This is a genomic window from Lactobacillus sp. WILCCON 0058, assembly GCF_057198005.1.
Genome location: NZ_JBUBHM010000001.1, coordinates 1,284,307 through 1,309,641, shown reverse-complemented (window position 1 = coordinate 1,309,641; position 25,335 = coordinate 1,284,307). Strand labels below are relative to the sequence as shown.

Genomic DNA, 25,335 nt, shown 5'->3' with positions numbered 1-25,335 from the left:
TTTAACAACAGTTGAAATGAGGAACTAGAAGTAGTATAGTTAAGTTGTTCGGAAGTGTAATTAGCCTTTACAACAATCTAAAAATGCTTCTTTGAAAGTAAACGAAGGCTTCTTACACTCTTTATAAAATGTAATTAAACAATACAACAAGAAGAGAGAAATTGTGATGGAAACGAAGGAACTGAAAGAGATTGCCGAATTATCTTTTGGTAAAAACAGCAGCAGAATGACCAAGGAAGAGCAGGAAAATATCTATAATGTAGATTCGCTTAGACAAGATCTTAATTATCTAGGTGAAATTAAAACGTCAAAGCAGGTTGGCACTCCAACCACCTTTAATGAAGGGGATATAGCCTTACGACTTATTAATCCTCAAGCAGCTGTGGTATCGCCAGTTACTGCGGGTTCGATCCTTTCATTGAACTTCGCAAAGATCGTTCCTAATCGGACAAAGGTGGATGAATGGTATCTTTGCTACTACTTAAATGAAGCAGAAGATGTTCAAAAGCAAATCGAATTATCAGCGCAAGGGCAAGTCTCAACGATTAAGCGCTTGGGAGCAAAGTTTTTGCGCGAGCTGAAAATTGTCTTGCCTGATCTGGACAAGCAAAAGGAATTAGGTCAGATTTATCGCAATTGGTTGATCTATCGGCATCAAATTGAAGAAGCCCTTGTACAGCAAGAACAATTAGTTTTCAACGCAATTGCTAAGGAGTGCACCAATGATTAGCAAAGAAAAAATTGATCAAATCAGCAAAGATATAATACTGAGAAGTGGATTCGGCTTTGAAAATGGCAGTGCTACTTTCGGATTGGTAGCTTACAAGATCTTGTCTGATCGACAAAAAGCAATAAAGCCGGTAGACGAAGATGAATCAAAAGATAAAATTGGCTACTACATTGAACCTAACTATTTGTTTGAGAAGGTTGCTCAAAGAGCTCGCACAAATTCAGAAAATTGGAATGAAGCATTTCAGAAGTTCGCAGTCACCAACCCACTGCTTTCAGATATGTTTATCTCAGAGTATCCGCATCTTGGCGAAATCAAAGATAAGTCATTAGAAGACTACCTTACGACTTGTGATTTCACGGGATTTTCTGTAACTGAATCAAGTTACTTATTTGATAAACTGTTGGAAAATTATTATTCAGATCAAAGAAAGATGTATTTAGGCGATGCCCCCGTACAGACGAGAAAATTGATTGCTGAAATTTTGGCCAGTGAGGCAAAGAAAGGGAAGGTATCAATATTTGACCCTGTAGCAATGTCTGGATCACTCTTGCTAGCTATGAAAGAAAAGTTTCAAAGTCAAGTGGAACTGTTTGGTGAAGAATTTTCTCCAAATACACTTCGTTTGTTAAAAATGAATATGCTGGTTCATGGGATAAACACTCAAATAATTCATGATAACTTCGTTAGGGGAGATTTTCTGAAAGACGAAGAGCTTGGCGCAAACAGTAAATTTGACATGATTCCAATGATACCGCCATTTTCAAGACATTGGGATGCAAATCCAGAATTTTTGAACGATCCTTGCTTCTCTGAGGTTGGAGTATTACCTCCTAAGTCTAAAGCTGACTACGCGTATGTGTTGAGAGGATTACAACATCTGAGTGAAGATGGAACTATGGCTGTAATGTTGCCAACTGGCGCACTGTTTAGATCAGCGGCTGAAGGTGAAATTCGAAAATACCTTTTGGAAAAGCAAAATATCCATGCAGTAATTTCACTGCCACAAGGTGCACGTAATTTCACTGCTATCTATACCGTGCTACTTATTTTCAAAAAAAAGAAGACAGACAAGATATTATTTATTGATGCAAGTCGAGATGGAGTAAAGAACGCTACTCGCTTAAAACAGAATTTTCTTACCGAAGAAGGGGTTAATAAGATACTGCATACTTACCGCAACCGAGAAGAAGTAGATCGTTATTCAAGATTGGTCAACTTAGATGAAATTCGTGAGAATGACTATAATTTGAACATTCCACGCTATATCGACACGTTTTCTGAGAAAAAGATCGATGTTGAAGCAACGATGTCATCCATATCAGCGAAGCAGAAGGTAATTGAACAGAGCAAAAAGGAAATGATCGAGCTGCTGAATAAGCTTGACACTCCAGAAGCCCGCCAGGCCATCAAAGCCGTAAGTATCTCTGAATAATTGCGAAAAAGTCGGTATAATTAAGCTAGCAATAATTCAATAATAGATATGTGTGGCTGAAATAAGACGAGGGATTACAATGAGCAACTTTAGTTATAGCGGACAAGATTACCAAAGATACGCAGACTTAGCTATGTCCGCGGAAAAAATGATTTTTGATAGCCCAGAAGCCAGTCTAGTATCATTTGGCATCTTTGCTGAGCAGCTGACTCAAGAAATCTTTAAACTTGATGGCCTGGTTGACTGGAATTTGAATCAAAAAGAACGTATCGACAAAATGCGGCGCTCCTCCAACGATTATCCTGACAGTGTGACCTATTACTTAGACGACATTCGCCGGCGGCGGAACAAGGCTGCTCACGACAGTAGCTATCGGCCGACAAAAGATGCTGCTTTAAAGGTTGATAAAGAAGCGTACGTCATCTGGACCTGGTTCTTAGAGACTTTCACCCAAGCTGAAATTTCAGACTACGTAGATCCAGTTGACAGCCATAAGGCCGTGGTTAATGAATCTGAAAAAATCAAGCAGCTGGAAGCTGAGATTGCAAAATTGCGCCAGCAAACTCCTGTCCAACCAGTTTCAGCAGAGACCAGACAGAAGCGGCATGAGATCAACCTTGATTTTGCTAGACGGCATAAACTGACTGAGGATGAAACCAGAGAGTTGATCGACCAGCAGCTGAGGGATGCTGGTTGGGAAGTTGACTCTAAGAAGCTGAACAATTGGACTAATCATACCGTGCCCGAAAGCGGCCAGAATGTCGCCATCGCTGAGTGGAAGTTCAAAGATGGCGAGAGAGCGGACTACGTTTTGTTTATGAACAAAAAGGCTGTGGGTATTATCGAGGCCAAAAAGTATGACCAAGCCGTGCAAGGCGCTTTGGAGCAAGCCCGGGACTATTTGAAGGATGCCAAAGCAGAAGCAGACTCTGATCCATATAAGGTTTCAGAGGCAGATTTTATCTTTAGCACCAATGGTCGGCCTTATCTTGAACAATTTAAGGAGCAGTCTGGCATCTGGTTCTGGGATGCCCGCAATCCTGACCACCCCGACCGGGCTCTGGAATCTTGGTTAACTCCAGCTGACTTGAAAATGAAGATGGATGCCGAAGTCGAAAAGACCGCGGATGAAAGCTTAGCCGAGGACACGGATTATCCAGATTTTGCGGCTCGTGACTACCAGATTGCAGCTATCAAGTCGATTGAAGAAGCCATTCGTGATCATAAATCAAAAATCTTGTTGGCCATGGCCACTGGTACGGGTAAAACTAGAACTGCAATTAGTCTGATGTACCGTCTTCTTAAGCATAAGCGGGCCCGCCGGATTCTCTACCTGGTTGACCGGCAATCCTTGGCTGATCAAACAGCAATTGCCCTTAAAGATGACAAAGTCAATGGCCAATCAGTTAGCGATATTTACAGCGTTGCTGAATACTCGCAAAAGGTTCCGCAATCAACAGACAAAATCCATATATCAACTGTCCAAGGGATGGTCAACCGGCTCTTTAATACGGAAGATGGAGAAAGAGAAATCTCTCCTGGTACTTATGACTTCGTGATTGTCGATGAAGCTCACCGGGGCTACTTTGAAGACAAGGAAATGTCTGATGAGGAAGTCAAGTTCTATGACCAAAGTGACTATGTCAGCCAATATCGGCGGGTTGTCGATTATTTTGACGCAGTTGCAATCGGTATGACGGCAACCCCAGCCTTGCAGACAGTTCAGATTTTTGGTCAGCCTGTCTACACCTACAGCTACCGGCAAGCAGTCTTGGATGGTTACTTGATGGACCACAATGCTCCGCACGTTATCAAAACCAAGCTCTTAGAAGAAGGAATTCATCTGAAGAAGGGGGATCATGCAAATGTCTACAACTATGACAAGCAAACCCTTGAACAGGTAGAATTGCCAGATGACCTGGATTTTGACGTCGATTCCTTTAACAGAAAGGTCGTTAACGAGAGCTTTAACCGAATCGTTTGCCAAGAATTGGTCAAGCAGCTTGATCCAACTGATCGGGACTTAGGCAAAACCTTGATCTTTGCGACTAGGGATGATCATGCCGATATGATTGTTCGATTGCTGAAAGAAGAGTTTGCTAAAGCTGGTCGTCCAGTAGGAGCGAACGTGATTATGAAGATTACGGGTCAAGACCGTCACCGTGAAGATCACATCAAGGAATTTAAGAATGAAGAGTTCCCTAACATCGTTGTCACGGTTGACTTGCTGACGACAGGGATTGACGTGCCATCAATTGCCAACCTTGTTTTCTTGCGGCGGGTGAAGTCCAGAATTCTCTTTGAACAGATGCTGGGTCGGGCAACCAGAAAGTACGAAGGTATTGATGCCTTCAACATTTATGACGCGGTTGGCCAGTTTGAAAGCATGGCTAAGTATACTGACATGGGCCAAGTGGTTAAGGAAAAGTATGTCCACAGAAGCATCATGGATATGTACAAAATGATCGAAAAATCTGAAGATGAGGACGACTACCGCGAGTACCGGACGCAGCTGGTAGCTAAGGTGCAGCGTAAGCTTCAGCGAATGGACGACAAGCAGAAAGAAAAATTGGCTAAAGCGGGTCAATTCCAGGAAGACTTGACTGTTTGGACACGTAAGCTGGAAAACATGGCAAAAGAAGAGCTTTTGGCTACGAAAAATAAACTCGATTTAATCGAAGAATTTCGGTTAAAGGAGAATAAAGCTGTGATCTCAAATGAAGAAGACAAGCTGATTTCAAGTGAACAGGTTTTTGGCGATAAATTGGAAGAGCCAGACGACTACTTGGAAAGCTTCAATGCTTTTATAAAGAACAGCATCAATGAAGTAGCAGGCCTGCAGCTGTTGATCAACAGACCAAGAGACTTGACTTTGAATGATCTTAACCAGATCTGCGAAACCCTGGAAGCTAGAGGCTACCGCGAGCAAGACTTGCAGACGGCTTGGAAGAAGACGAACAAGGAAGCAACGGCTGCTAACATCATCAGCTTTATCCGCAAGGCGGCGATTGGTACGCCTCTTCAATCAGAAGATGAATTGATCAAGCGGGCCATGGACAAGGTTTATGGAATGGCTGATTGGACTGTTCCGCAAAAGAAGTGGCTGCAGAGAATTGAGAAGCAGCTGAGAGAAAACAATATTTTAGGGCCAAACGCGCAAGAAGCATTTGATGAGAACGCGACCTTCAAAGCTAAGGGTGGCTATAAGATGATGCAGCGGGTATTTGACAATCATGCTGATGACATCGTAAATACGATTAACGACATAATGTTTGCCTAAAGAGTAAGAGAGGAAATACATGAATAATCAAGAAATCGTTCAGCGGTTATGGAATGAATGTAACGTTCTGCGGGATGATGGGGTTACCTATCTGGACTATCTGACGGAATTGACCTACATTCTGTTCTTAAAGATGAGCAAGGAACAAGGCCAGGAAGAGCAGATTCCGGAACAGTACCGCTGGGATGAACTGGTCAAGCGGGATGGTGAAGACCTGCAGCAGTACTACAAGCAGATGTTGCTGGACTTGGGGGATGCAAGTAAGACCCCAAATAAGAAGCTGAATGTTATCTACGCTAACGCGACGACAAGTATCAAGGATCCAAAGAATTTGTACAAGATCATCCATGTTATCGATGACCTGGACTGGTTTACGGCTAAGGAAGAAGGCTTAGGCGCGCTTTATGAAGGGCTCTTGGAAAAGACAGCTAATGAGACCAAGTCAGGGGCAGGTCAATATTTCACTCCGCGGCCACTCATTAACATGATGGTTGAAATGGTTCAGCCTAAGGTTGGGGAAAGACTGAACGACCCGGCTGCTGGGACTTTTGGCTTTATGGTTGCTGCCAACGATTACTTAAGAGAGCAAACTGATGACTACTTTGACCTCTCAGCTAAAGAACAGGATTTTGAAAAGCACGAAGCTTTTTCCGGGATGGAATTAGTGCAAGACACCCATAGATTGGCATTGATGAACGAGTATCTGCATGATATGGATGGCCGTTTGGAATTGGGTAACTCCTTGTCTGCTGCTGGTAAGTGGATGAAGGACTTTGATGTTGTTCTGACTAACCCGCCTTTTGGTACGAAAAAGGGTGGTGAAGGGGCAACTCGTGACGACTTGACTTATTCAACGTCTAACAAGCAGCTGAACTTCTTGGAAATCATCTATAACTCACTGAACCGTAGCGGTCATGCCCGTGCAGCCGTCGTTGTGCCGGACAACGTGCTTTTTGCGGATGGCGTGGGTGAAAAAATCCGGCTTGACTTGATGAATAAGTGCAACCTGCATACGATTCTGCGCTTGCCAACGGGGATTTTTTACGCGCAAGGCGTGCAAACCAATGTACTGTTCTTTGATAGAGGGACGACGGATCAAGATAACACCAAGGAAGTTTGGGTCTACGACATGCGCCATAACATGCGGAGCTTTGGTAAGCGCAATCCTTTGAATAAGAAGGACTTTGAAGGATTTGAAAAAGCCTACTGCGTTGATGATCGAAGCAAGCGGGTGGAAGACTATGACGCGGAAAAGAACCCGAATGGCCGCTGGAGAAAGTTCAGCATCGATGAAATCAAGGCACGTCCTAATACCAGCTTAGACATCTCTTGGATTGGCGACGAGGAAGACAAAGAGGATCGTCCATTAAGCGAATTGCTAAGCGATATGGTGGAGAAGTCGCAAAATATTGCTGACGCGGTTAGTGCTTTGCAGAAGGCCTTAGAAGGGGTAAGCGATGAAGACTAATCTGAATGTTGATACGCAAGCGCTTAGAGAGAAGATTCTTGATCTAGCCATGCGGGGGAAGCTGGTTGAGCAGGATGCTGGGGATGAGCCGGCTGGTGTACTGCTAGAGAAGATTCGGGCTGAAAAAGCTGAATTGGTGAAAGAAGGGAAAATTAAGAAGAGCAAGAAACTTTCCGAGATCACTGACGAGGAGAAGCCGTTTGATATTCCAGGTAGCTGGGAATGGGTAAGACTGGGGGATATATCAAGTATTCACAATGGCGATAGAGGAAAAAATTATCCTGGAAAAAAGTATTGGATAGAGGAAGGAATTCCATTTGTAAATGCAGGGGCGCTGGGGAATAGTATGATTGTTGATCATCAGCAATTGAACTATATTTCAGAGGATAGATATAAAATGCTTAGGGCGGGCTTTATTAATAAAGGTGATATTTTCTTTTGTATCAGAGGATCACTAGGCAAATGCGCAATCTCTGACATCGGAATTGGCGCAATTGCTTCTTCTCTGGCAATAATTCGCGCCATTTTGCTTTCAACGGAATATATATATTTTGTTTTGAAATCAAGTCTAGGTAAAATGTTTATTAATGAACACAGAAATGGGAGTGCACAGCCGAATATTCCTGGAAAAGACCTGCATAACTTCTTAATTCCACTCCCTCCACTGGCAGAGCAGAAGCGGATCGCAGATAAGGTGTCAGAGCTGTTCAAGCAAGTTGATGTCATTGAAAAGAACGTTGCTGAATATCAAGACCTTGAACAAGCAATGAGATCTAAGCTTCTTGACTTGGCAATGCGCGGTAAACTTGTTGAACAGGATCCATCTGATCAACCTGCTAGTGAGTTGCTGAAGCAGATTCAAGCTGAGAAGGCTGAGTTGGTGAAGGAAACTAAGATCAAGAAGAGTAAGAAACTTTCCGAGATCACCGATGACGAGAAGCCATTTGATATTCCAGATAGCTGGGAATGGGTAAAGTTAGAAAACGTTGCATATACTATTGGAAATAAGAAAAATCAAATTAAAGAAAGTAATGTGGAACCTAGTGGAAAATATAAAGTAGTTAGTCAGTCTCAGAAGATGATAATCGGGTATACTGATGATGAAGATAAAGTGCTAAAGATTAATAAAGATTGTCTTGTATTTGGTGACCATACAGCGATAGTTAAGTATGTTGACTTTGATTTTGTAATAGGTGCAGATGGAGTAAAAATCTTTGAATGTTTACCAAGTATGTATACTAAATATTTATTTTATGCTCTGTCATATAATTTGATAGGTGTATCGTCCATAAAAGGATATTCGCGGCATTACAAATATATTAAAGAAAAACTAATCCCCCTTCCTCCACTTGCAGAGCAGAAACGGATAGCCGACAAGTTGACAAGGTTGTTTGAAGATCTAGATACAATAAAACAAAATCTGGTGACTGCTTCATAGAAATAGTTAGGGGTCTCTTCCATGCCGTATCTGAAATTGCAGTCAAATGACTTTACGATCTACTTTTGTCTCGACAAACGTAATACCAATTCAGAGTGGATTGATTCCTCAGTTGAAGTTATTCATAACGAGAGTCAAGTCTTCTCAGTCAAACCATTATGGTACAACAATGAGCCGGAGACACTACTAAGTGAGGTTGAAGCTTTTCTCCAAGGTAGAGCAAGAGATGAGCAATTTTCTTTAATAGATGATCCCACAGTCGAAATTTCATTTGATTATGAGAACCAACTATTGATCTTTCGGCTATACTATAGTTTTGACTTAGCAGATCACTTAACGATCTACTTAGAAGATGATCAAGTAACCTACCTATGTGAGTATCTAAAGTTCTTTCTCCATAAGAGGAAAAAGAGTTCGGAAACTGTTCAAGAATTGTATGATGCTGGTATTTTTCAAGGAGACTGAAGGCCTACCGTAAAGAACTAGCCAAACCACCAAATGGCTCCGGTACAACACCGGAGTCATTTTTCTTTCAGCCGAACTTCATCCCTCCCGCCGCATCTTCCTGTACTCGCTCGGCGTCAGCCCGGTGGCCATTTTAAAGGCCCGGTAATAGGTACTGACGCTAGGGTAGCCGACGATCTCACTGATCTCCTCGATGCTCTTGGTCGTCAGCTCCAAGAGCGATTTGCTGATCGACACCCGGGTCTCCGTCTTCAGCTGGCTGAAAGTCTGGTCAAAAAGCTGCCGGATCAAGCGGGACAGATACTTAGGCTGGTAACCGAAGTGGGCAGCCATTTTTTCCAAAGTCACGTCTTGAATATTAGCCACCAGATAGTTCATGATCATCCCCGTTCTGGTCATCGGATTAGCATAGTGGACATTGCTGCTGGGAAAGCGCGATGAATCCAGCCGGACTCTGGCGTGATAGTGCCTAGAAAGCTCTGTCAGAAAGCCCGCGCAGGCCAGAGACAGCTCATAATCCACGAAATAGCTGTCTTCACCTGCCTCAGCAATCTTCTGGCAGAAGTTCAGCCCCTCATGACAAATCATGTTGTCCAGGCCGGTATAGTGCACGTAGCTCTCTGCCTGGTCCAAGTCCTTAAAGACGTCGTGCACCAGCCCGTTATTGGCCATGGTGAGCATGTCGAGCACCGCCTGCCGCTTAAAGTCCAGACTGACCAGTCTTATTCTGAAGTCATCTTTGTTGAAAAAAGCCAGCCGGGGAAACTTCCTTGAGATCACGATATCATAGGCAGCCAGCTGACAGGGCAACTTGTTTAAGACTGCATGACAAGGAGAGAGGACTTCAACTAACTCCAAGTGAAAGTCTGAGCTATTTTCTTCGCTATCTTTCTCAATAAACGAATCATGGCTAATCTCAATACTGTCAATGACTTCCAGCTCTTTAAACATTTTCTTGCTCCCTTAAATAGTTACTTTTTGCTAATGATTTAGATACCTTGCTTAATTACTATTATACTTTCTTCACGATACAATGTAAGCGGTTAAAGAAAATGAGTAAGGAAAGCAAGGAGAACTACCATGTCATATCAAGACGGAAAGTACCAAACTGAAGCAGAAGGCCTGCACGGCCCGGTTAAAGTCGCTACCACCATTACTGGCGGGAAGATCAGTGCTATCGAGGTCCTGGTCGGGGCTGGTGAATACCAGTCTAAGGCTAACGACGTCATTGCCAACGAAATCATCGCCGCCCAGTCAACGGATGTCGATGCTGTTTCTGGCGCCACGGTCTCTTCTAACGCCATCATGACCGCTGTTAAAAAGGCCCTGCAGGAAGCCAGCGGGGAGAGTCAAGACAAGACCAGCGAAGAATTGACCACTGACCTGGCGATTGTCGCTGCTGGCCCGGCCGGCTTAGCCGCAGCCGTATCTGCTGCTGAACAGGGCGTTAAGGTCCTGGTTTTTGAAAAAGAAAAGATCACCGGCGGGACCGCAAACATGGGTATGGGGCCGCTGGGGATCAACACTAAGATCCAAAAGGCCAACTTCAATGAAATCTCAGTTGCCGATGCCTTGAAGAACCAGATGGAATACACTCACTACCGGGTTAACGGCCGCCTGGTCGCCCGCTACTTCAAGCAGTCTGCCTCAACAATCGACTGGCTGGAAGGCATGGGGGTAAAGTTCGCCGGGGCTTTCCGCTACTTCAAGGAATCTAATGCTACCTGGCACATCGTTGATCCAGGTGGCGGCAAGATCGGACCAGGCTGCGCCTCTGCCATGAACAAGGCCTTGACCAAGCGGGCTGAAGAATTGGGCGTTAAGTTCTACTTGGAAACTCCAGTTAAAAAGCTATTGACTGAAGATGGCAAGGTGACCGGCTTAGTTGCTGAAAGTGAAGCGGTCAAGTACACCGTCCATGCTAAAGCCGTTGTGGTGGCAACCGGCGGCTACGGGTCAAATGCTGAGATGCTGAAGGACCGTCTGGGCTTTAACCTCGACAAGGACTTCTTCACCTTCAACGTGCCTGGCATCAATGGCGAAGGCTTGAAGATGATGTGGGAAGCCGGTGCCCAAAAGTACGGTGATACGGTTGAAATGATCTATATTCTCCCGCACAACCTGGAATACATGGTCGCTGACGGCGTCCTGCGTCAGCCAAACTTGATGATCAACCAGAAGGGCGACCGTTTTATGGATGAAGGGATGCTGGGCAATACTACTTTTTCCGGCAACGCCATGTTCCTGCAGCCGGGCCACTACGCCTATGTCATTATGGACCGGGCGATTTTGCAAAAGTACCAGGAGGGCGGCCCAGACATCATGGACATCGTCCACCCGGCCGCTGGCTTCAAGATGCTGGACCCGGTGATCAAGAAGGCAGAAGAGAATGGCTATGAGGCCATCATTACGGCTGACAGCGTCGGCGAATTGGCTGAAAAGTTGGACATCCCAGTAGATAAACTCCAAAAGACCATCGACGATTACAACAGCTACTGTGATCATGGCCAGGATAGAGAATTTTTCAAAAATCCTGACTACCTCCACAAATTGACCGGGGAAGGCGGCTACCTGGTCGGCAAGTTCTACAGCGGTGCTTATGGCACGGTTGGCGGCGTTAAGATTGATGAGAACTGCCAAGTCCTGGATGACGAAGACCAGGTTATCCCAGGCCTTTTCAGTGCCGGCTCTGATGCTAACACCATCTACGCCGACAGCTACAACTTTACCCTGCCGGGCAACACCATGGGCTTTGCCGTAAACTCCGGCCGCATCGCCGGCCTGGAAGCAGCCAAATTCATTGAGGAATAATTTTTCTGCAAAATCCAACAGATGTGCTGAAACTGTGCTTTTCTTTTCATGTCTTTCTGGCGCATAATAATGGCCATAGACGAAAGGAACACAATTATGAAAGAAACAGAAATGATTTACCTCAAGGACACAGTGAAAAGCAGCAACATTATCGCCGGAAAGTACACCTACTATGCCAAGGAAAAGGCGGATGAAGATTTCGAAGAAGACTGCGTCCTTTATAACCGGGAAGACCGGGCCAAACTGATCTTTGGCAGCTTCACCAGCATCGCTAATGGCGTCCGCTTCATTATGCCAGCAGCTAACCACTCCATGAACTCTATTTCCACTTACCCCTTCATGGCTGTCAAAAAGGACTGGTACGAAAGATCCAGCATGCGGGCTGAAGACATGCCGGTCAAGGGGGACACGGTGATCGGCAGTGACGTCTGGATCGGCCGGGGAACAACCGTCATGCCAGGCGTCAAGATCGGCAATGGCGCTGTCATCGGCAGCCGGGCGGTTGTTGCCAAAGACGTGCCAGATTACGCTATCGTTGCCGGTAACCCGGCCCGTCTCATCCGCTACCGCTTCGACCAGGAAACGATTGCTTTTCTGAACAAGCTGGAATGGTGGAACTTCTCTGATGAGCAAATCGAAGAAGCCATCCCGTTTTTAACCAACCTTGACTTGGAAGAATCAAAGGCAGGCCTCTTAAATATCAAGAATAGGGCAAAGTAGACAGAACAATAGAACAGCAAAAGACGACTGACCTGGGTCAGCCGTTTTTTTCGTCTCGAATAATTGATGAAGCATTATTCTTTCTTTACGATAGTCTGGGGTGCTTGTATTATGGCGATTGCTTGTGTGATATAATTTAATTACGGAAATGATTTGTCTAATTTAGGAGAACAGAAAAATGGAACTCACAAAAATTATCACTGGCGTATCAGCCTCAGTCGCACTGCTTTCAGCAGGTGCTTTTATCTCTGTAGTACCGCAAGCAAGCGTACAAGCCGCATCTAAGTACCAAGTACGTGTATCTAAGAAGGCTTATGTCTACACCTCAAAGGGCAAGAAGACCAAGAAGTCTTACAAGAAGAATGCCAAGCTGACCGTTTACGGTACTAAGACTATCAAGGGGAAGAAGTACTATAGCCTTGGCAAGGGGCGGTACATCCGTACTAGCAATGCCAAGAAAGTATTTGTTCGCTACAGCTATTCCACGCAGACTAAGAAAATCACCAGAACTATTAAGCTCTTTCAGCCAACAGGTGAGAAGAAGGTAATTCAGAATGCCTACATCAAGCGGAGTGTGAAGACTGATAACAAGACCAAGAAAATGACTTATGGCAAGTGGAGTACTTCTTTTTGGAAGAAGTATACTGTAGCCAAGGTAGAAGGCTATACCGCCAGTCGTTCTAGCGTAGGTGCGGCTAAGGTAACTTACAAGCGAAAGAATCAGACTATCAAGGTGACCTACAAGAAGAATGCTTCAGCGGCTAACAGCAGCTCAAGTACTAACTCATCTTCTACGTCTAAGCAAACTAATAGTGGATCAAATGCTTCTAGTAGTTCAAGTTCTGTTAAGAAGACCTTTACTGTAAAAGCAAATAAGGCAATAACAACGTCTCGTGGAAAAGAATACAAATACACTATGTATTCAAGAAATGGTTCTTCCTTTGTAAATGAAGGCGAAACTACAGCGATGGATGGTGAACAGACATTTAAAGTTTCTAAGCAAGCAACTGATTCAAAAGGAAATACCTACTATTATGTTACAGATACGGATGACAATAAATATTGGGTATTATCAACTGATACAGATAAGCCAGTTACACCACCAGCTGTAAAGAACACTTTATCCATCATATCTGCAAACTTCAACGTTAAGAGAGATATTAGCTCAGCAGACGGAAGCAAGAATATTGATATGTTTACTTTGAATTCCGATAACACGCTGAGTAGAAAGAAGAATGCTGCAACAACGGAATATTTTGAAGGAGCCTACTACCCTATTGTTTATCACGTATCAGCAACTGCTACGGACAAGAATGATGTGAAGTGGTACAACATTGCTGATCCCTTGGATAACAACGGTTCTGTTTGGGTAAAAACGGACGGCTTTATTAATACAGACCAAGCCGTTGGTTCAACTCATCCAACTTTAGTTTGGGACGAAAATTGGCAGAAAAAGACCTCCGAAGATTTTCTTAAGTTATTGAACGATATTAGAGCTAAAGCTGGAAATGGAGCTAAGCCATTAGTTTATGCATATGATAAGCAAGATGAAGTAAATCGAGTTGTAAAGAAATATGCTGAAAAATCAGCTGCAAGTGGATATGAAAATTTTTACCACACTACTAATGGTATTGATATTAAAAGGGATGCTGAGAATAATAATGGAGTGTCATTAGGAAAGAGTATGAACGATGTTAGTTCAGCCAAGATGGCGTATTCCCTATTAGATTCTTTTAAGCAAGCTATTAGGGCAGAAAAAGAAACCTATGATACGGGCCATACTGGATTTGGCCAAACTACTGGTCACTATATCAATATCATTAATCCTACTTTTAAAAAAGTATGTATTGGCTCAACTGCTGTTACTATCAATGGTAAAGCATATGTCGTTGAATACCAAGAATTCTGGAAGTAATATTAGCGGCTAAGCTTGCAATTACCCGTTAAACCCCGTAAAATTGACTTAGGTCGGGTTAGCACGACCTAGTAGTATTATTTTTTGGTCGGCCGTCCTTGTGACGGCTTTTCCTTTACCCTTCTGAATAGCATTACATCAAGATAACTAAACCAGAAAATAGCATATAGATGGCAAAAGGCTCTGAGTACCCAAACTTAGGGCCTTTTGTTACGCCTTATTAGATTTGCATTTACCGCTTCTAGCTCTAATAGAGTACCTATCTTGGAAAATGTGCCTACATTTCTATTCATATATGTTCCATTTTAGGCACAATAATGGTATACTGTAGGTACAGAAAGTTGAAAGGAATGACCAAAAAATGACTACTACATTTGTACAAAAAGTTAACGTAAAACTCGTCAAGAAGGGACGTAAGTATTGGAGCTGTATTCAGCATTGGCAAGGCCATGGCGGCATTGAACGTGATTACGAAGTCAAAATGCTGATCGATGATTCCAACAAGGATATCGAGGCAGGAACAGAACTCACTGACTACCTGGTTGAAGTCCAAAAGGAAGAGAGCAGATACGGCACTAAGCGCCTCCTTGTCCCAATCGGCAGTAAGCAATACGAAGATGAGCGTTCTGAAAGCATCTATAACGCCTTCAAGAACAAGTGGGAGGATGAGAGTTTTATTCCTTCTCCTAGTGACGTTAGATATGCTGAAGATCAAAGAGAAGAACTCAAAAACCTCAACGTCACTGAATATGACGAAGAGATCAGTAAGCTTGTACGCTTAGGCGTTGCCAGACGGAATATCAAGTATATCCGTGAGCAGTTCGCTGATGACATGTACATCAACGAAAAGAGAATCGATAATCTGCACAAGCTTGGTTGCTTTGACTATGATGATGAAATTGCAGAAATGCGGCGTAAAAAGGAAGAAGCTCAGCAAGCTGAACGTGAAGCCAAACGGGCAAAGAGAAAGCAGTGGCTGAAAAATCACTTCACTCGCCAGATTCCAGCAGACCGCAGCTCTGAGCCTAAAATTGGTAGCATGACTGTCGTGGCCAAGAAGACTGTAGATGGAGAAACTACTTACCGTGCAGGGAAGTGTATCTCAAGCCGCTTTATCAGTGACGAAGACAATGTATCTGGCTATGGTGACATCTACTATGTAGAGTACGAAGATGTCTCTGATACTGATGCAGGCAAGGAACTGATTGAAAAGTACAAGGCCCAAAAGGAAGCTGGCAAAAAGGCAAAGGAATGGCGTAAGTCACTGCGTAATTTAGCAAGCTGGGTAGAAGAAAACAATCAGCTGGACGATAAGCGCATCAATTTGAGACTTAATGACTTAACCATGCTTTTTGACGATCAGAATATCTATGGTGGAGGTGAAACTATCGCCTTAGACACTGATAAGAAGCAAGTTTGGTACATCGTCCATCACCATGCGGACGGTGACAACTGGGCTGCTAACAATATCTACTTTAGTGAGCAGGCACCAGATGGCTTCGGTGACGCTGAGCTCGCCAAAAGCGGCGTTAACTGCGTCTCCTTGAAATTGTCAGCATAACTAAAAAAGAGGTAAAAAATGTGGACAAGATAGAGCTAAATGAGGAAAGCTTGAAATACATTCATAAAGCAGAAGCATTGCTTAAAAATCAAAATAACAGTCGGAAGATGATTGCTGAAAGAACAGGGATTCCATATCAGACAGTACGTCATTTTGTATCTAGTCCTGAGCGCTTAATGCACACCAAGTGGCCCTTGGTCATGCTGCTGGCACAGCTTTATGATGAATTAAGTGAAGAATCAAAGTAGAAAGTAAAAAATCAGCAAAAGAACGACTGACCTAACTCAGCCGTTTTTTCGTCCCAAGCAATTGAATCTGCCTTTTTCAGAAGCAAAAACTGGCTAAATATGTTAAAGTTTCATATAGATGAAAGTGCTTTTTGAAAACTTTCTACTGCTTGACAACGAGGAGAAGAGCTATGGATGACAACGAAATGTGGCAGGCAGTCCAAACTTGCGACCAGGCTTATGATGGAAAATTTTATTATGCCGTGAAGACTACCAAAATCTTTTGCCGGCCTTCTTGCAAATCAAAAGTTCCTAAAAGGGCCAATGTTGAATATTTTACTACGCGGGAAGCAGCAGAAGCAGCTGGCTACCGTCCCTGCAAGCGTTGCCGGCCTGACTTGCCTGCCTATGATCCGGACCGTGAGCTGGCTGAAGCAAGCAAGGCCGTGGTTGATCACTATTTCAGCGACCAGGAACAGCTGAATAATAAAATTAAAGAGCTTGGCGCAAGTAAAAAGCACTTGTCGTTGCTGTTCAAGCAATATTATGAAATGCCGGTCAAGGATTATTTGACCCAGGTGCGCACTGATGCCGCCAAACAGGCCTTGCAGGCTGGGGCCAGCGTTCTCGATGCAGCCGGCGCCGCTGGGTATGAAAATATATCAACTTTTTACGCGCATTTTCGCCGGCAGACCGGAATGCCGCCGGCAAAGTACAGGCAGATTTTTGCCAGCAATATCAGCCGAGCCGTGATGGACACGCCAATTGGACCGCTCAGGATTATTGCCTCGCAAGACGCCATTCTCTGCATTGAACCAGCAGGCGTGCAGCAAAAGCTGGCTGGCAGGGATGCAGACAAAATCCCGGCTGACCGGATCATCCCCGGCGACCCGTCAAGCGACTTGGTCGAGGCCTGCAAAGCGGAACTATCTGAATATTTTGCCGGCCAAAGGCAAGACTTTGATCTGCCTTTGAATCCGAAAGGAACGGATTTTCAGAAGAAAGTTTGGGAGCAGCTGCGGCAGATCCCGTATAGCGAAACCAGAACTTACAGAGAACTGGCGGAGATGACGGGAAGCAAGGAGGCCTCACGGGCCGTGGGCATGGCAAACCACTGCAACCCAATCTTGATCTTAATTCCTTGCCACCGGGTCATTGGGGCTGACGGAAGCCTGACTGGATACGCGGTGGGCCTTGAAGCTAAGCGTTATCTATTAGACCTGGAAAAGGGCGGGGTAAAAAAGTGAGCAAACTAAAAGACGGCTGATTAATTTCAGTCGTCTTTTTCTCTATCTCTATTTGATAAATGACTTCAAGTAGTGGTAAGGGTGCTTGCTTTCTTCCGCCTTCAGCTTTTTCTTCTTAGCCGCCAGCTTCTCGTTGTAGCTGGTCGCCTTGGCATTGTAGCTAGTTGCCTTGGCGTTGTATTCCTTGACATCTGCTTGCAGCTTCAAGCTGTCAGTAATCACCTTCATCGGGTTTAGCCAGGTGCCGTTGTCCCGCCAGTAGTTCTTGTAAGGGTGACCATGCTTGCTGATGTAGTCAGCGCTAGTCTTGGTGATCCCCAGGTGCAGGTGGGAGTCAGTCAGCCGGCCAAGCTTATCGCCCAGCTTGACCTTCTGATCTGCCTTAACCATAATGTCGGACCGGTTAGCAAAACCTTCCTGGTAAACTTCCACGTAGCCATCTGGAGAAACGACCCAGATGTACCAGCCAAGACCCGTGCAGTAGGCAACTTTCTTAACCGTCCCCGGGTGAATGGCCAAAACCGCTGCCTTGTTGCCGACCTCGCTCCAGCCAAAGTCCCAGCCGTCATGGAAGTAGGACTTCTTCGGGTAGACCCGCCGGCAGACGTCGGTCTTCCCGTAGCGCTGGCCAGACAGGTACTTGATCTTCTTGGTGTAGCACTTGGCGAATGGATAGCCCCAGATGTCCTTTTCAGCCACCGTCTTCTTGGCCTTCAAGGCCTTGGGCTGGGTCGCCACCAGCTTGATATCCTTTTCCACCGGATAGTTCTTGATGTAGAGACCCGCGAAAGCGAAGAGGGCGGCAAAAAGTGCCACCGTCACGACCCCGCCCCAGATCCGCTTGCTCTTTTTCTTATTATTTTTCTTTTTCTTGCTCATTAATATAAAAAGTCCTTCTTGTCCAACAATACATGCTCATCAATGTCACTTTTTAAAAAGACTTCCAGGTCCCGGTCAAAGTTGTAGGCTAACTGCCGCTTAGGCAAGTCGCTGATCTTGACCCATTCCAGTTTGCCTTCCCTTGAAGCGTGGAGACTCCCTGAGAACTGGTCGGCCCGGTAGAAGAAGACCAGGTAGCGCCGGTCCAGCTTGTCAAAAAACTGCTTGAAGCCGACCAAGCGGGGACTGACTATGTCTAAGTTGGTTTCTTCTTTGACCTCGCGAATGACTGAATCATGAAAAGACTCATGCTTTTCGATGTGACCGCCCGGGAAAGCCAGGCCTGGCCAAACCGGGTCCTCCCGGTCAATGGTCAAGACTCGGTCCTGGTCCACGATCATACACATATTTGTTAAAGTTGTAGGCTCCGTCCGATCCATTTCCCTTTCTCTTTGCCTCCTGTCATCCAAAATGCTGACAAAACTACTCCCAATTATAGCACACAGATTATTTTTGTGCAGAAACCGCTTTTTCCCAGCTGACTTATGATAGAATTTACTTTTGGATAAAGGAGCGCTTTACTTATGAATTTAAGACTTAACAGACTTGCCGAAATGGTTGATCAAGGCAGTCGCTTGGCCGATATCGGCACCGACCACGCCTACCTGCCCATCCTCCTGGTAGAGAGCGGCAAGATCAGCCACGCCATCGCCAGTGACGTTGCCGCTGGCCCCTTGGAGAACGCGGAAACGGACATCGCGGCCGCGGGACTTTCTGACCAGATTGAAACCCGCCTGGGTTCAGGCCTGGAAACCATCAAAGACAGCGATCAGATTGACACGGTCGTCATCGCCGGCATGGGCGGCAAATTGATGGTCAACCTGCTCTCAGAAGCTGCCTCCCGGGGCGTCTACTACCCAACTTTGGTTCTTGAAGCCAATATCGGGGAAAACACCGTCCGCCGCTGGTTGATGGAGCACAAGTATGAAATCGTCGCTGAAGACATCGTCTATGAAGCAGGCCACATCTATGAACTGATCAAGGCTAAACTGACTGACCAGGTTCACGAATTGACTGTCCGCGAGCAGGAATTTGGTCCCTTGCTCTTAAAGAACAAGACTGATGTTTTTTATAAAAAGTGGCAGGGACAGGAAGCCTACTACCAAAAGCTCTTGGCTAACCTCAACAAGGCCCGGGAAAAGGACTTGACCCGGATCAAGGAAGTCGAAGACTTGCTGGCCATGATCAAGACTGAATTAGGTGAGGAAAATGACTAAAGTAAAAGACATTGTTGCTAAACTCAATGAAGCTTTCCCGGAAAGCATCGCCAGCGCCGGTGACCCAGTCGGTCTGCAGATCGGCAGCCTGGAAGCACCGGTCCACAAGATCCTGGTGACTTTGGACGTCCGGCCAAACGTGGTTGATGAAGCTATCAAGCGGGGAGCTGACCTCATCGTCAGCCACCACCCCTTGATCTTCCGGCCGGTTAACAACCTGGACTACAGCGACCCGCAAAAGGCCATGTACGCCAAGATTATCGCCAGCGGCATCACCGTTTACTCCATCCATACCAACTCCGACAAGGCCCAAGACGGGTCAAGCGACTGGCAGGCTGAAGAGCTTGGCCTGGTCGATGTAACCGGCTTTGCCCCGGATGACGACGGCATCGCTATTGGCCGGAAGGGCCGCCTGCCAAAGGCTTTGAAGGCCATTGATTTTGCCCACTACGTCAAGGAAAAGATGGGGGTGGACATGGTCCGCTTGATCTGCGCTGACCAAGATAAAATGGTGGAAACTGTCGCCTTTGTCTGCGGGGACGGGAATAAGTTCTGGAAGCAGGCTTTACGAGACAACTGCGACGCCTACATTACTGGTGACGTCTACTACCACACTGGCCATGACATGATTTCGTCTGGTTTGGTAGTGGTTGACCCGGGCCACTACACGGAGAAGCTCTTCAAGTATGAAGCTGCCAAGCGCCTTAGAGCCTGGCAGAAGGAAGAGGGCTGGGAGCTAGAGTGCATGATCAGCGCTGAATCAACCGATCCCTTCCAGAATATTTTTGACTAAGTGAAATATTTTCGATTATGTAAAGGTAAAAGGAGAAAAAATGGAATACCCAACTTTGCTGCCAAGATTTTTGAAGTACGTCAAGATCAACTCCCGGTCAGACGAGCACTCTGACCGCTTCCCATCTACCCAAAGAGAAGTGGACTACCAAATGGTCATCATGAAGGAACTGGAAGAATTGGGCTTAAGTGACGTTCACTACAACGAAAAGGCCGGCACGGTCATCGCTACTCTTCCTTCCAACGTTGACTGGGACGTGCCGGTCATGGGCTTTTTGGCTCACTGCGACACGGCTGACTTCAACTCAGAAAACGTTAAGCCACAGATTACTGAAAACTACGACGGGGAAAGCAAGATCCAACTGGGCGACAGCGAGTTCTACCTGGATCCGGACGTTTTCCCGAACTTGAAGAAGTACAAGGGGCAGACCATCATCTCAGCTTCTGGTGACACACTTTTGGGCGGGGACGACAAGTGCGGGGATGCCGAACTGGTAACCTTTGCTGAATACCTCCTGGCTCACCCGGAAATCAAGCATGGGGAAATCCGCTTGGGCTTCACGCCAGACGAAGAAATCGGCACTGGTGCTCAGCACTTTGACGTGGATGACTTCAACGCTGCCTTTGCCTTCACGGTTGACGGGGAAGGCCCGGGCAAGCTGGACTGGGGGACCTTCTCTGCAGCTCAGTTTGAATTGGACATCCAAGGCGTTAACGTCCACCCAGCTGTAGCCAAGGGGCAAATGATCAACGCTATCCAAGTCGGGATTGACTTCCAAAACTCCCTGCCGCAAGACGAAGTGCCGGAAAAGACTGAAGGCGAAGAAGGCTTCTACCACTTGATGGACTTCTCTGGTACGGTTGACAACGCCCACCTGGCCTACATCATCCGTGACTTTAAGCGTGACGGCTTGGAAGCCCGGAAGAACCTGGTCAAGGAAAAGGTGGCTGAACTCAACGCCAAGTACGGGGAAAGAATCAAGTTGAAGATGTGGGACCAGTACTACAACATGGCTGATGAACTGGCCAAGCACATGGAAATCATTGATCTGGCCCGGGATGCATACAGAGCCTGCGGTTTGACTGAAATCAATGAAGAACCAGTCAGAGGGGGCACGGACGGGTCACAACTGACTTACATGGGTCTGCCATGCCCGAACCTCTTTGCCGGGGAAGAAAACATGCACGGCCGCTACGAATACACGGTTCTGGAATCAATGTGGAAGGCTGTCGACGTCATGATCAAGATGGCTGAGCTGCAAGCTGACCGGAACAAGTAAGAGAAAGAAGAAAAGAATAACTGAAGGATAAGAGCTGCTCTAGGGCGGCTCTTATTTTTTACCTGTGAATAACTTGGCCATAGATAGGGTAAAAAGATACCGTGGAACAAAAATCGGAGTAAAAGGCTTACAGAGCTGAAAAGGAAAATACTGTAATAGCAAGCTTTAACGCTTGTGATAGCGGGTTAAAGTTAAATGATAAAAAATGGCAGCTGTTAAGAAAATAATAGCTATTATCCTTGATATAACAAACTTTTTGTCCTTTTACACTTTACGCAAAATGTAAAATAGTTAGCGTGAAACAATGAAGGGATAAAAAGAAATGAGTGAGTAAAGAAAAAGGGCAAAATAAAACCGGGCCGTTTGGCCCGGTTGATTACATTTGGCTCTGGAGATAGTCCAGCATCTGGTTGATTTCATCGCTGGTAAAGTTGCCCCGCCCTTGCTTCATGGCGTGCACCTTTTCCACTGAGAGGTGACTGGCAAAGGCCAAGTTAGTGTCGCTCACAGCGTGCTTGCTTTGAAATTCGATAATTGCATCCGAAAGTTCTTCTGGTTTCATTGATCTTCACTCCTTAATAACTTTATTTTACCATTTTTTTAAAAGCTAGTGAGGGAGCTTCAGATTTTTTTAGTAAAAGTTGGTGCTGATCTGGGTAACTGGCCAGTAGCGCAGAACTACCTTGCTTAAGATTGAGCTTCTGGAAACCGCGCCGAAGCGGCGTGAGTCGTTAGACACGTCCCGGTGGTCACCCATGACCCAGTACTGGTTCTTCTTCAGCTTGACCTTGAAGTTATTAGTATAAGTTACCCCAGCTAAGTGGTCGGCTTTTTGATATTTATTGTTTAAATACGGCTGGGCCGTCTTCTTGCCGTTGATGTAGAGGACGTCGTTTTTGGACTGGACCGTGTCACCAGGCAGGCCAATCAGGCGCTTGATGTACATGGCTCCTGGCTGGTTAGGCGCCTTGATGATGACAACATCGTTTCTCTTTGGCGTAAAGCGGCGGACGGCAATCAAGCGGTCACCATCTTCAAAGGTCGGCTGCATGGATGGGCCGGATACCACTTCATTGGCTAAGAAGAAGGAGAAGACTACATAGTAGACTGAGACGAAGACCAGGAACATGACCAAGACGTCCCGGAAAAACTTGCCCCAGCTCTCTTCTTCAGCTGCTTGCTTATTCTTTTTACTTGTCATTTTCTGTATTTTTTGCTCTCTCTGTCACACTCTGATAATTAGATCCCTTTGCTTGCTTCTTAATAGAATTGCTTCTTAATAGAAGTTGGTACTGATCTGGGTAACTGGCCAGTAGCGCAGAACTACCTTGCTCAAGATCTTGCTCCGCTTGACTGGGCCAAAGTAGCGGGAGTCCTTGGAAACGTCCCGGTGGTCACCCATGACCCAGTACTGGTTCTTTTTAAGTTTGATCTTAAAGTTGGTCGTGTAGTTGGTCCCGGCTAAGCGGTCGGCTTTCTTGTACTTGTTGTTAAGGTATGGCTGGGCAGTTTTCTTGCCGTTGATGTAGAGGACATCGTTCTTTGACTGAACCGTGTCACCTGGCAGGCCGATCACCCGCTTGATGTACATAGCGTTGGCCTGGTCTGGCGCCTTGATGATGACAACGTCGTTTCTCTTAGGAGTAAAGCGGCGGACAGCGATCAAGCGGTCACCGTCTTCAAAGGTCGGCTGCATGGATGGGCCGGATACCACTTCATTGGCTAAGAAGAAGGAGAAGATCACATAATAGATTGAGACAAAGACCAGGAACATGACCAGGACGTCCCGGAAAAATTTGCCCCAGCTTTCTTCTTCAGCAGCTTGCGTATTCTTTTTCTTCATTGGATTAAAAATCTCCTTTACTGACTATTAACATAATTATAGCCTATTTTTTTGCAGGGGCGGCGTCTGGGCCGGCCTTTTTTAGCATCTCTTCAGAAAATGGAATGAGATTGCACTGGGCCGCGTTGTACTGGTAGTAGGCCAGGCGCTTTGGCGGGCAGCGGAAAATCTCCAGGAGCTCCTTGTCAGAATATTTCTGCTGGCTGATCATGGAATAGATATAAGAGAGGCGGAGATTGGTCAAAGTGATCGGCATGGGCGAGAGGAGGTCCTTGTCGGCCTTGACCAGCTGCATGATATTGTTGGTACTGGCGTATGCTACACCGGACCTTGAGGCGAAAATATAAGGATCTGGGTCCTTCTCAAATGAGAGTGTTCCAGTCAGGTAGTCAGACATCTCAGCCAAATTGTCCTTTACATCGCTATAGCGAATTCCAAGGAGCTCCTTGGCCTGGTAGCCCAGGGCAAAAAGCTGCAGCAGCCACAGAGTCAGCGGCTGCTTGACGTAGGGGATAAGGGCAGGCAAATGATCCTGCCAGCCGATCACGTAGGTCTTCCGCCGCTCAAAAGAGTAGCCTTTGAGGTCCAGGAGCCGATAGGTTGGGGTGATTCCGGCCAGGGCCAGGTAGTAGAAGTACTTTTTGATGTAGGAGAGGTACTTGTTGACGGTCGTGACCTGCAGGTTTTCTTTAGTTGATAATTGCTGCAGGTAGTCGCGGACGTTGCTGGCCGTGATTTCATTGACATCACTGGATGGAAAATTTACTTCAGCATAGGTAAAGAAGTGGTCCAAACAGTAATCGGCATTCTCAATTGACTTGGGGCTGAGCCTTTGCGGGCCCCGACACCAATTTTCAAAGCCTTCTTGGTGAGGATACATGACGTGCTCCTTTCTTTTTTGCCTTTATTTAAGCATCCTAATTGTTACTACAATAATTATAACACACTAACGCGGCTTCGCCGCGCCCAATAAAACCTCGTTAGCAAAAGGTCGAGTCTACTTTATTAAGATTGTCCTGTTCGATTGACTTCCCAGCAAAAAATCCAGTAAAATTGAAGCAAATTAGAGAAAAAGATGAAGAAAGATAGAACAAGGGGATAGTTTATATGGACAAGCATTTAAAGAAAACCGGGATAGCCGTCGCTTTATTATTAGCGACGCTGGGTCTTTCGGGTTACCAGCAGCAAAAAGTAGAAGCCGCATCAAGCAAGCGGGCTCTGCGGCCTACTTTTTTTATCCATGGCTATAGCTCTAGCATCAAGGCGGAAGAATTTTTGGCCAAAGAGGCTGTTAAGTCAGGTGCCTGCAAGCAAGTCATCAAGGCTGAAGTTGACACCCGTGGCCATGTCAGATTAAGTGAGAAACTGTCCAGAAAGGCTAAGAACTCATTGGTCCTGGTTGGCTTTAAAGACAATCGCAATCTCAACTACAATCGCGATGCCTGGTATGCCTACCAAGCAATCAGAGCAGTCAAAAGAAGCCAGAATTTCAAGCAGATGAACTTGATTGGCCACTCAATGGGGAACACGACAATCAGCTACATGCTGATCAACTACGGACAAAAGAAGTCCTTCCCAAAGCTTAAGCGGATGGTCAGCATTGCCGGCCACTACAATGGAGTGCGCGGGCAGGGACTGAAAACTTCAAAAGACAGAAAGAATGGCCGCCCATATAAATTGAGCAGAAATTACCGCCATTTACTGGTCTTGCGGAAGATTTTCCCTAAGGCCCGGGTACTGAACATCTACGGTGATTTGGAAGACGGCAGTCACTCAGATGGTCGGATCAACAATTCTTCAACCCTGTCCATGCGCTACTTGGTTAAAGCTAGAGCAAAAAGCTACCGGGAAAAGAAATTTACCGGCCCAATGGCTCAACACAGCCGCTTGCGGGAGAACCCAAAGGTCTTGAAGACAGTGGTTAAGTTTCTTTGGCCAAATAAGTAAGAATGCAGAGTTGAAATCGT

Annotated in this window: 22 protein-coding genes; 15 read left to right on the top strand and 7 right to left on the bottom strand. The window is 45.7% G+C overall.

The window, feature by feature from the left end; all coding sequences use genetic code 11:
* Positions 1-166: 166 nt before the first annotated feature.
* The 5 genes from ACYVUU_RS06110 to ACYVUU_RS06090 all read left to right on the top strand — a co-directional run bounded on the left by ACYVUU_RS06110 (position 167) and on the right by ACYVUU_RS06090 (position 8,351).
* Entirely contained in the window at positions 167-730 is a 564-nt protein-coding gene (locus tag ACYVUU_RS06110) for a restriction endonuclease subunit S (protein ID WP_484500324.1), read from the top strand.
* Complete coding sequence (locus ACYVUU_RS06105) at positions 723-2,165, top strand: N-6 DNA methylase (RefSeq protein ID WP_484500323.1); 1,443 nt, start codon at positions 723-725, stop codon at positions 2,163-2,165. The genes ACYVUU_RS06110 and ACYVUU_RS06105 overlap by 8 nt, the downstream gene beginning before the upstream one ends.
* 79 nt (positions 2,166-2,244) lie before the next feature.
* Positions 2,245-5,445, top strand: a complete 3,201-nt coding sequence (gene hsdR / locus ACYVUU_RS06100; RefSeq protein WP_484500322.1) for a type I restriction-modification system endonuclease — start codon at positions 2,245-2,247, stop codon at positions 5,443-5,445.
* Between the two features lie 19 nt (positions 5,446-5,464).
* Positions 5,465-6,913: a class I SAM-dependent DNA methyltransferase gene (locus tag ACYVUU_RS06095; protein ID WP_484500321.1), complete on the top strand. Its 1,449-nt coding sequence runs from the start codon at positions 5,465-5,467 to the stop codon at positions 6,911-6,913.
* Positions 6,903-8,351, top strand: a complete 1,449-nt coding sequence (locus ACYVUU_RS06090; RefSeq protein ID WP_484500320.1) for a restriction endonuclease subunit S — start codon at positions 6,903-6,905, stop codon at positions 8,349-8,351. The genes ACYVUU_RS06095 and ACYVUU_RS06090 overlap by 11 nt, the downstream gene beginning before the upstream one ends.
* A gap of 543 nt (positions 8,352-8,894) precedes the next feature.
* On the opposite strand, the gene ACYVUU_RS06085 is transcribed toward ACYVUU_RS06090, so the two are convergent.
* Positions 8,895-9,767 carry a helix-turn-helix transcriptional regulator gene (locus ACYVUU_RS06085; protein ID WP_484500319.1) on the bottom strand — a complete coding sequence of 291 codons (873 nt, stop codon included), beginning with the start codon at positions 9,765-9,767 and terminating at the stop codon, positions 8,895-8,897.
* Between the two features lie 129 nt (positions 9,768-9,896).
* Here ACYVUU_RS06085 and ACYVUU_RS06080 point away from each other — a divergent pair, with 129 nt between their 5' ends.
* From ACYVUU_RS06080 to ACYVUU_RS06055, 6 genes are all read left to right on the top strand, one after another.
* Positions 9,897-11,627, top strand: a complete 1,731-nt coding sequence (locus ACYVUU_RS06080; protein ID WP_484500318.1) for an FAD-dependent oxidoreductase — start codon at positions 9,897-9,899, stop codon at positions 11,625-11,627.
* A 96-nt stretch (positions 11,628-11,723) separates the two neighbouring features.
* Positions 11,724-12,347 carry a CatB-related O-acetyltransferase gene (locus tag ACYVUU_RS06075; RefSeq protein WP_484500317.1) on the top strand — a complete coding sequence of 208 codons (624 nt, stop codon included), beginning with the start codon at positions 11,724-11,726 and terminating at the stop codon, positions 12,345-12,347.
* Positions 12,348-12,525: 178 nt separating this feature from the next.
* On the top strand, positions 12,526-14,262 hold the full coding sequence (locus ACYVUU_RS06070) for a mucin-binding protein (RefSeq protein WP_484500315.1): 1,737 nt from the start codon (positions 12,526-12,528) through the stop codon (positions 14,260-14,262).
* A gap of 361 nt (positions 14,263-14,623) precedes the next feature.
* Positions 14,624-15,823 (top strand): hypothetical protein, encoded by a 1,200-nt coding sequence (locus tag ACYVUU_RS06065; protein ID WP_484500314.1) that lies wholly within the window; start codon positions 14,624-14,626, stop codon positions 15,821-15,823.
* A 20-nt stretch (positions 15,824-15,843) separates the two neighbouring features.
* Positions 15,844-16,071, top strand: a complete 228-nt coding sequence (locus ACYVUU_RS06060; RefSeq protein ID WP_484500313.1) for a hypothetical protein — start codon at positions 15,844-15,846, stop codon at positions 16,069-16,071.
* A 170-nt stretch (positions 16,072-16,241) separates the two neighbouring features.
* On the top strand, positions 16,242-17,297 hold the full coding sequence (locus ACYVUU_RS06055; RefSeq protein ID WP_484500312.1) for a bifunctional transcriptional activator/DNA repair enzyme AdaA: 1,056 nt from the start codon (positions 16,242-16,244) through the stop codon (positions 17,295-17,297).
* A gap of 48 nt (positions 17,298-17,345) precedes the next feature.
* On the opposite strand, the gene ACYVUU_RS06050 is transcribed toward ACYVUU_RS06055, so the two are convergent.
* Both ACYVUU_RS06050 and ACYVUU_RS06045 read right to left on the bottom strand, forming a co-directional pair.
* Positions 17,346-18,176 (bottom strand): M23 family metallopeptidase, encoded by an 831-nt coding sequence (locus tag ACYVUU_RS06050; protein WP_484500311.1) that lies wholly within the window; start codon positions 18,174-18,176, stop codon positions 17,346-17,348.
* Positions 18,176-18,616 carry an NUDIX domain-containing protein gene (locus ACYVUU_RS06045; RefSeq protein WP_484500310.1) on the bottom strand — a complete coding sequence of 147 codons (441 nt, stop codon included), beginning with the start codon at positions 18,614-18,616 and terminating at the stop codon, positions 18,176-18,178. Before ACYVUU_RS06045 ends, ACYVUU_RS06050 begins: the two co-directional genes overlap by 1 nt.
* Before the next feature lie 144 nt (positions 18,617-18,760).
* Between ACYVUU_RS06045 and ACYVUU_RS06040 the strand changes: the two genes are divergently transcribed.
* Genes ACYVUU_RS06040 through pepT form a run of 3 tightly spaced genes read left to right on the top strand, consistent with a single transcriptional unit; the run spans position 18,761 to position 21,525 of the window.
* Positions 18,761-19,453 (top strand): tRNA (adenine(22)-N(1))-methyltransferase, encoded by a 693-nt coding sequence (locus ACYVUU_RS06040; RefSeq protein ID WP_484500309.1) that lies wholly within the window; start codon positions 18,761-18,763, stop codon positions 19,451-19,453.
* Positions 19,446-20,246 carry a Nif3-like dinuclear metal center hexameric protein gene (locus ACYVUU_RS06035; RefSeq protein WP_484500308.1) on the top strand — a complete coding sequence of 267 codons (801 nt, stop codon included), beginning with the start codon at positions 19,446-19,448 and terminating at the stop codon, positions 20,244-20,246. Before ACYVUU_RS06040 ends, ACYVUU_RS06035 begins: the two co-directional genes overlap by 8 nt.
* A 40-nt stretch (positions 20,247-20,286) precedes the next feature.
* Positions 20,287-21,525, top strand: a complete 1,239-nt coding sequence (pepT, locus tag ACYVUU_RS06030; RefSeq protein ID WP_484500307.1) for a peptidase T — start codon at positions 20,287-20,289, stop codon at positions 21,523-21,525.
* Between the two features lie 376 nt (positions 21,526-21,901).
* On the opposite strand, the gene ACYVUU_RS06025 is transcribed toward pepT, so the two are convergent.
* The 4 genes from ACYVUU_RS06025 to ACYVUU_RS06010 form a co-directional block, all read right to left on the bottom strand.
* Positions 21,902-22,087, bottom strand: coding sequence for an LBP_cg2779 family protein (locus ACYVUU_RS06025; protein WP_439774892.1), 186 nt, complete (start codon positions 22,085-22,087; stop codon positions 21,902-21,904).
* A gap of 69 nt (positions 22,088-22,156) precedes the next feature.
* The gene (gene lepB / locus ACYVUU_RS06020) at positions 22,157-22,726 is read right to left on the bottom strand and encodes a signal peptidase I (protein WP_439774891.1); all 570 of its coding nucleotides are present in this window, start codon (positions 22,724-22,726) and stop codon (positions 22,157-22,159) included.
* Between the two features lie 75 nt (positions 22,727-22,801).
* Entirely contained in the window at positions 22,802-23,368 is a 567-nt protein-coding gene (gene lepB, locus ACYVUU_RS06015) for a signal peptidase I (protein ID WP_439774890.1), read from the bottom strand.
* Positions 23,369-23,411: 43 nt separating this feature from the next.
* Positions 23,412-24,248: a site-specific integrase gene (locus ACYVUU_RS06010; protein WP_484500306.1), complete on the bottom strand. Its 837-nt coding sequence runs from the start codon at positions 24,246-24,248 to the stop codon at positions 23,412-23,414.
* A gap of 227 nt (positions 24,249-24,475) precedes the next feature.
* On the opposite strand from ACYVUU_RS06010, the gene ACYVUU_RS06005 reads away from it, so the two are divergent.
* On the top strand, positions 24,476-25,315 hold the full coding sequence (locus ACYVUU_RS06005; protein WP_484500305.1) for an alpha/beta hydrolase: 840 nt from the start codon (positions 24,476-24,478) through the stop codon (positions 25,313-25,315).
* The last annotated feature ends 20 nt before the right edge of the window (positions 25,316-25,335 follow it).

Excerpts from the sequence above, each read along its gene's own strand:
- lepB (WP_439774891.1), bottom strand. The coding sequence starts at position 22,726 with ATGACAAGTAAAAAGAATAAGCAAGCAGCTGAAGAAGAGAGCTGGGGC.
- ACYVUU_RS06035 (WP_484500308.1), top strand. The coding sequence starts at position 19,446 with ATGACTAAAGTAAAAGACATTGTTGCTAAACTCAATGAAGCTTTCCCG.
- ACYVUU_RS06005 (WP_484500305.1), top strand. The coding sequence starts at position 24,476 with ATGGACAAGCATTTAAAGAAAACCGGGATAGCCGTCGCTTTATTATTA.
- hsdR (WP_484500322.1), top strand. The coding sequence starts at position 2,245 with ATGAGCAACTTTAGTTATAGCGGACAAGATTACCAAAGATACGCAGAC.
- ACYVUU_RS06070 (WP_484500315.1), top strand. The coding sequence starts at position 12,526 with ATGGAACTCACAAAAATTATCACTGGCGTATCAGCCTCAGTCGCACTG.
- ACYVUU_RS06025 (WP_439774892.1), bottom strand. The coding sequence starts at position 22,087 with ATGAAACCAGAAGAACTTTCGGATGCAATTATCGAATTTCAAAGCAAG.
- ACYVUU_RS06040 (WP_484500309.1), top strand. The coding sequence starts at position 18,761 with ATGAATTTAAGACTTAACAGACTTGCCGAAATGGTTGATCAAGGCAGT.
- ACYVUU_RS06110 (WP_484500324.1), top strand. The coding sequence starts at position 167 with ATGGAAACGAAGGAACTGAAAGAGATTGCCGAATTATCTTTTGGTAAA.
- ACYVUU_RS06090 (WP_484500320.1), top strand. The coding sequence starts at position 6,903 with ATGAAGACTAATCTGAATGTTGATACGCAAGCGCTTAGAGAGAAGATT.
- ACYVUU_RS06045 (WP_484500310.1), bottom strand. The coding sequence starts at position 18,616 with ATGGATCGGACGGAGCCTACAACTTTAACAAATATGTGTATGATCGTG.
- ACYVUU_RS06065 (WP_484500314.1), top strand. The coding sequence starts at position 14,624 with ATGACTACTACATTTGTACAAAAAGTTAACGTAAAACTCGTCAAGAAG.
- ACYVUU_RS06010 (WP_484500306.1), bottom strand. The coding sequence starts at position 24,248 with ATGTATCCTCACCAAGAAGGCTTTGAAAATTGGTGTCGGGGCCCGCAA.
- pepT (WP_484500307.1), top strand. The coding sequence starts at position 20,287 with ATGGAATACCCAACTTTGCTGCCAAGATTTTTGAAGTACGTCAAGATC.
- lepB (WP_439774890.1), bottom strand. The coding sequence starts at position 23,368 with ATGAAGAAAAAGAATACGCAAGCTGCTGAAGAAGAAAGCTGGGGCAAA.
- ACYVUU_RS06085 (WP_484500319.1), bottom strand. The coding sequence starts at position 9,767 with ATGTTTAAAGAGCTGGAAGTCATTGACAGTATTGAGATTAGCCATGAT.
- ACYVUU_RS06095 (WP_484500321.1), top strand. The coding sequence starts at position 5,465 with ATGAATAATCAAGAAATCGTTCAGCGGTTATGGAATGAATGTAACGTT.
- ACYVUU_RS06055 (WP_484500312.1), top strand. The coding sequence starts at position 16,242 with ATGGATGACAACGAAATGTGGCAGGCAGTCCAAACTTGCGACCAGGCT.
- ACYVUU_RS06050 (WP_484500311.1), bottom strand. The coding sequence starts at position 18,176 with ATGAGCAAGAAAAAGAAAAATAATAAGAAAAAGAGCAAGCGGATCTGG.
- ACYVUU_RS06080 (WP_484500318.1), top strand. The coding sequence starts at position 9,897 with ATGTCATATCAAGACGGAAAGTACCAAACTGAAGCAGAAGGCCTGCAC.
- ACYVUU_RS06075 (WP_484500317.1), top strand. The coding sequence starts at position 11,724 with ATGAAAGAAACAGAAATGATTTACCTCAAGGACACAGTGAAAAGCAGC.
- ACYVUU_RS06105 (WP_484500323.1), top strand. The coding sequence starts at position 723 with ATGATTAGCAAAGAAAAAATTGATCAAATCAGCAAAGATATAATACTG.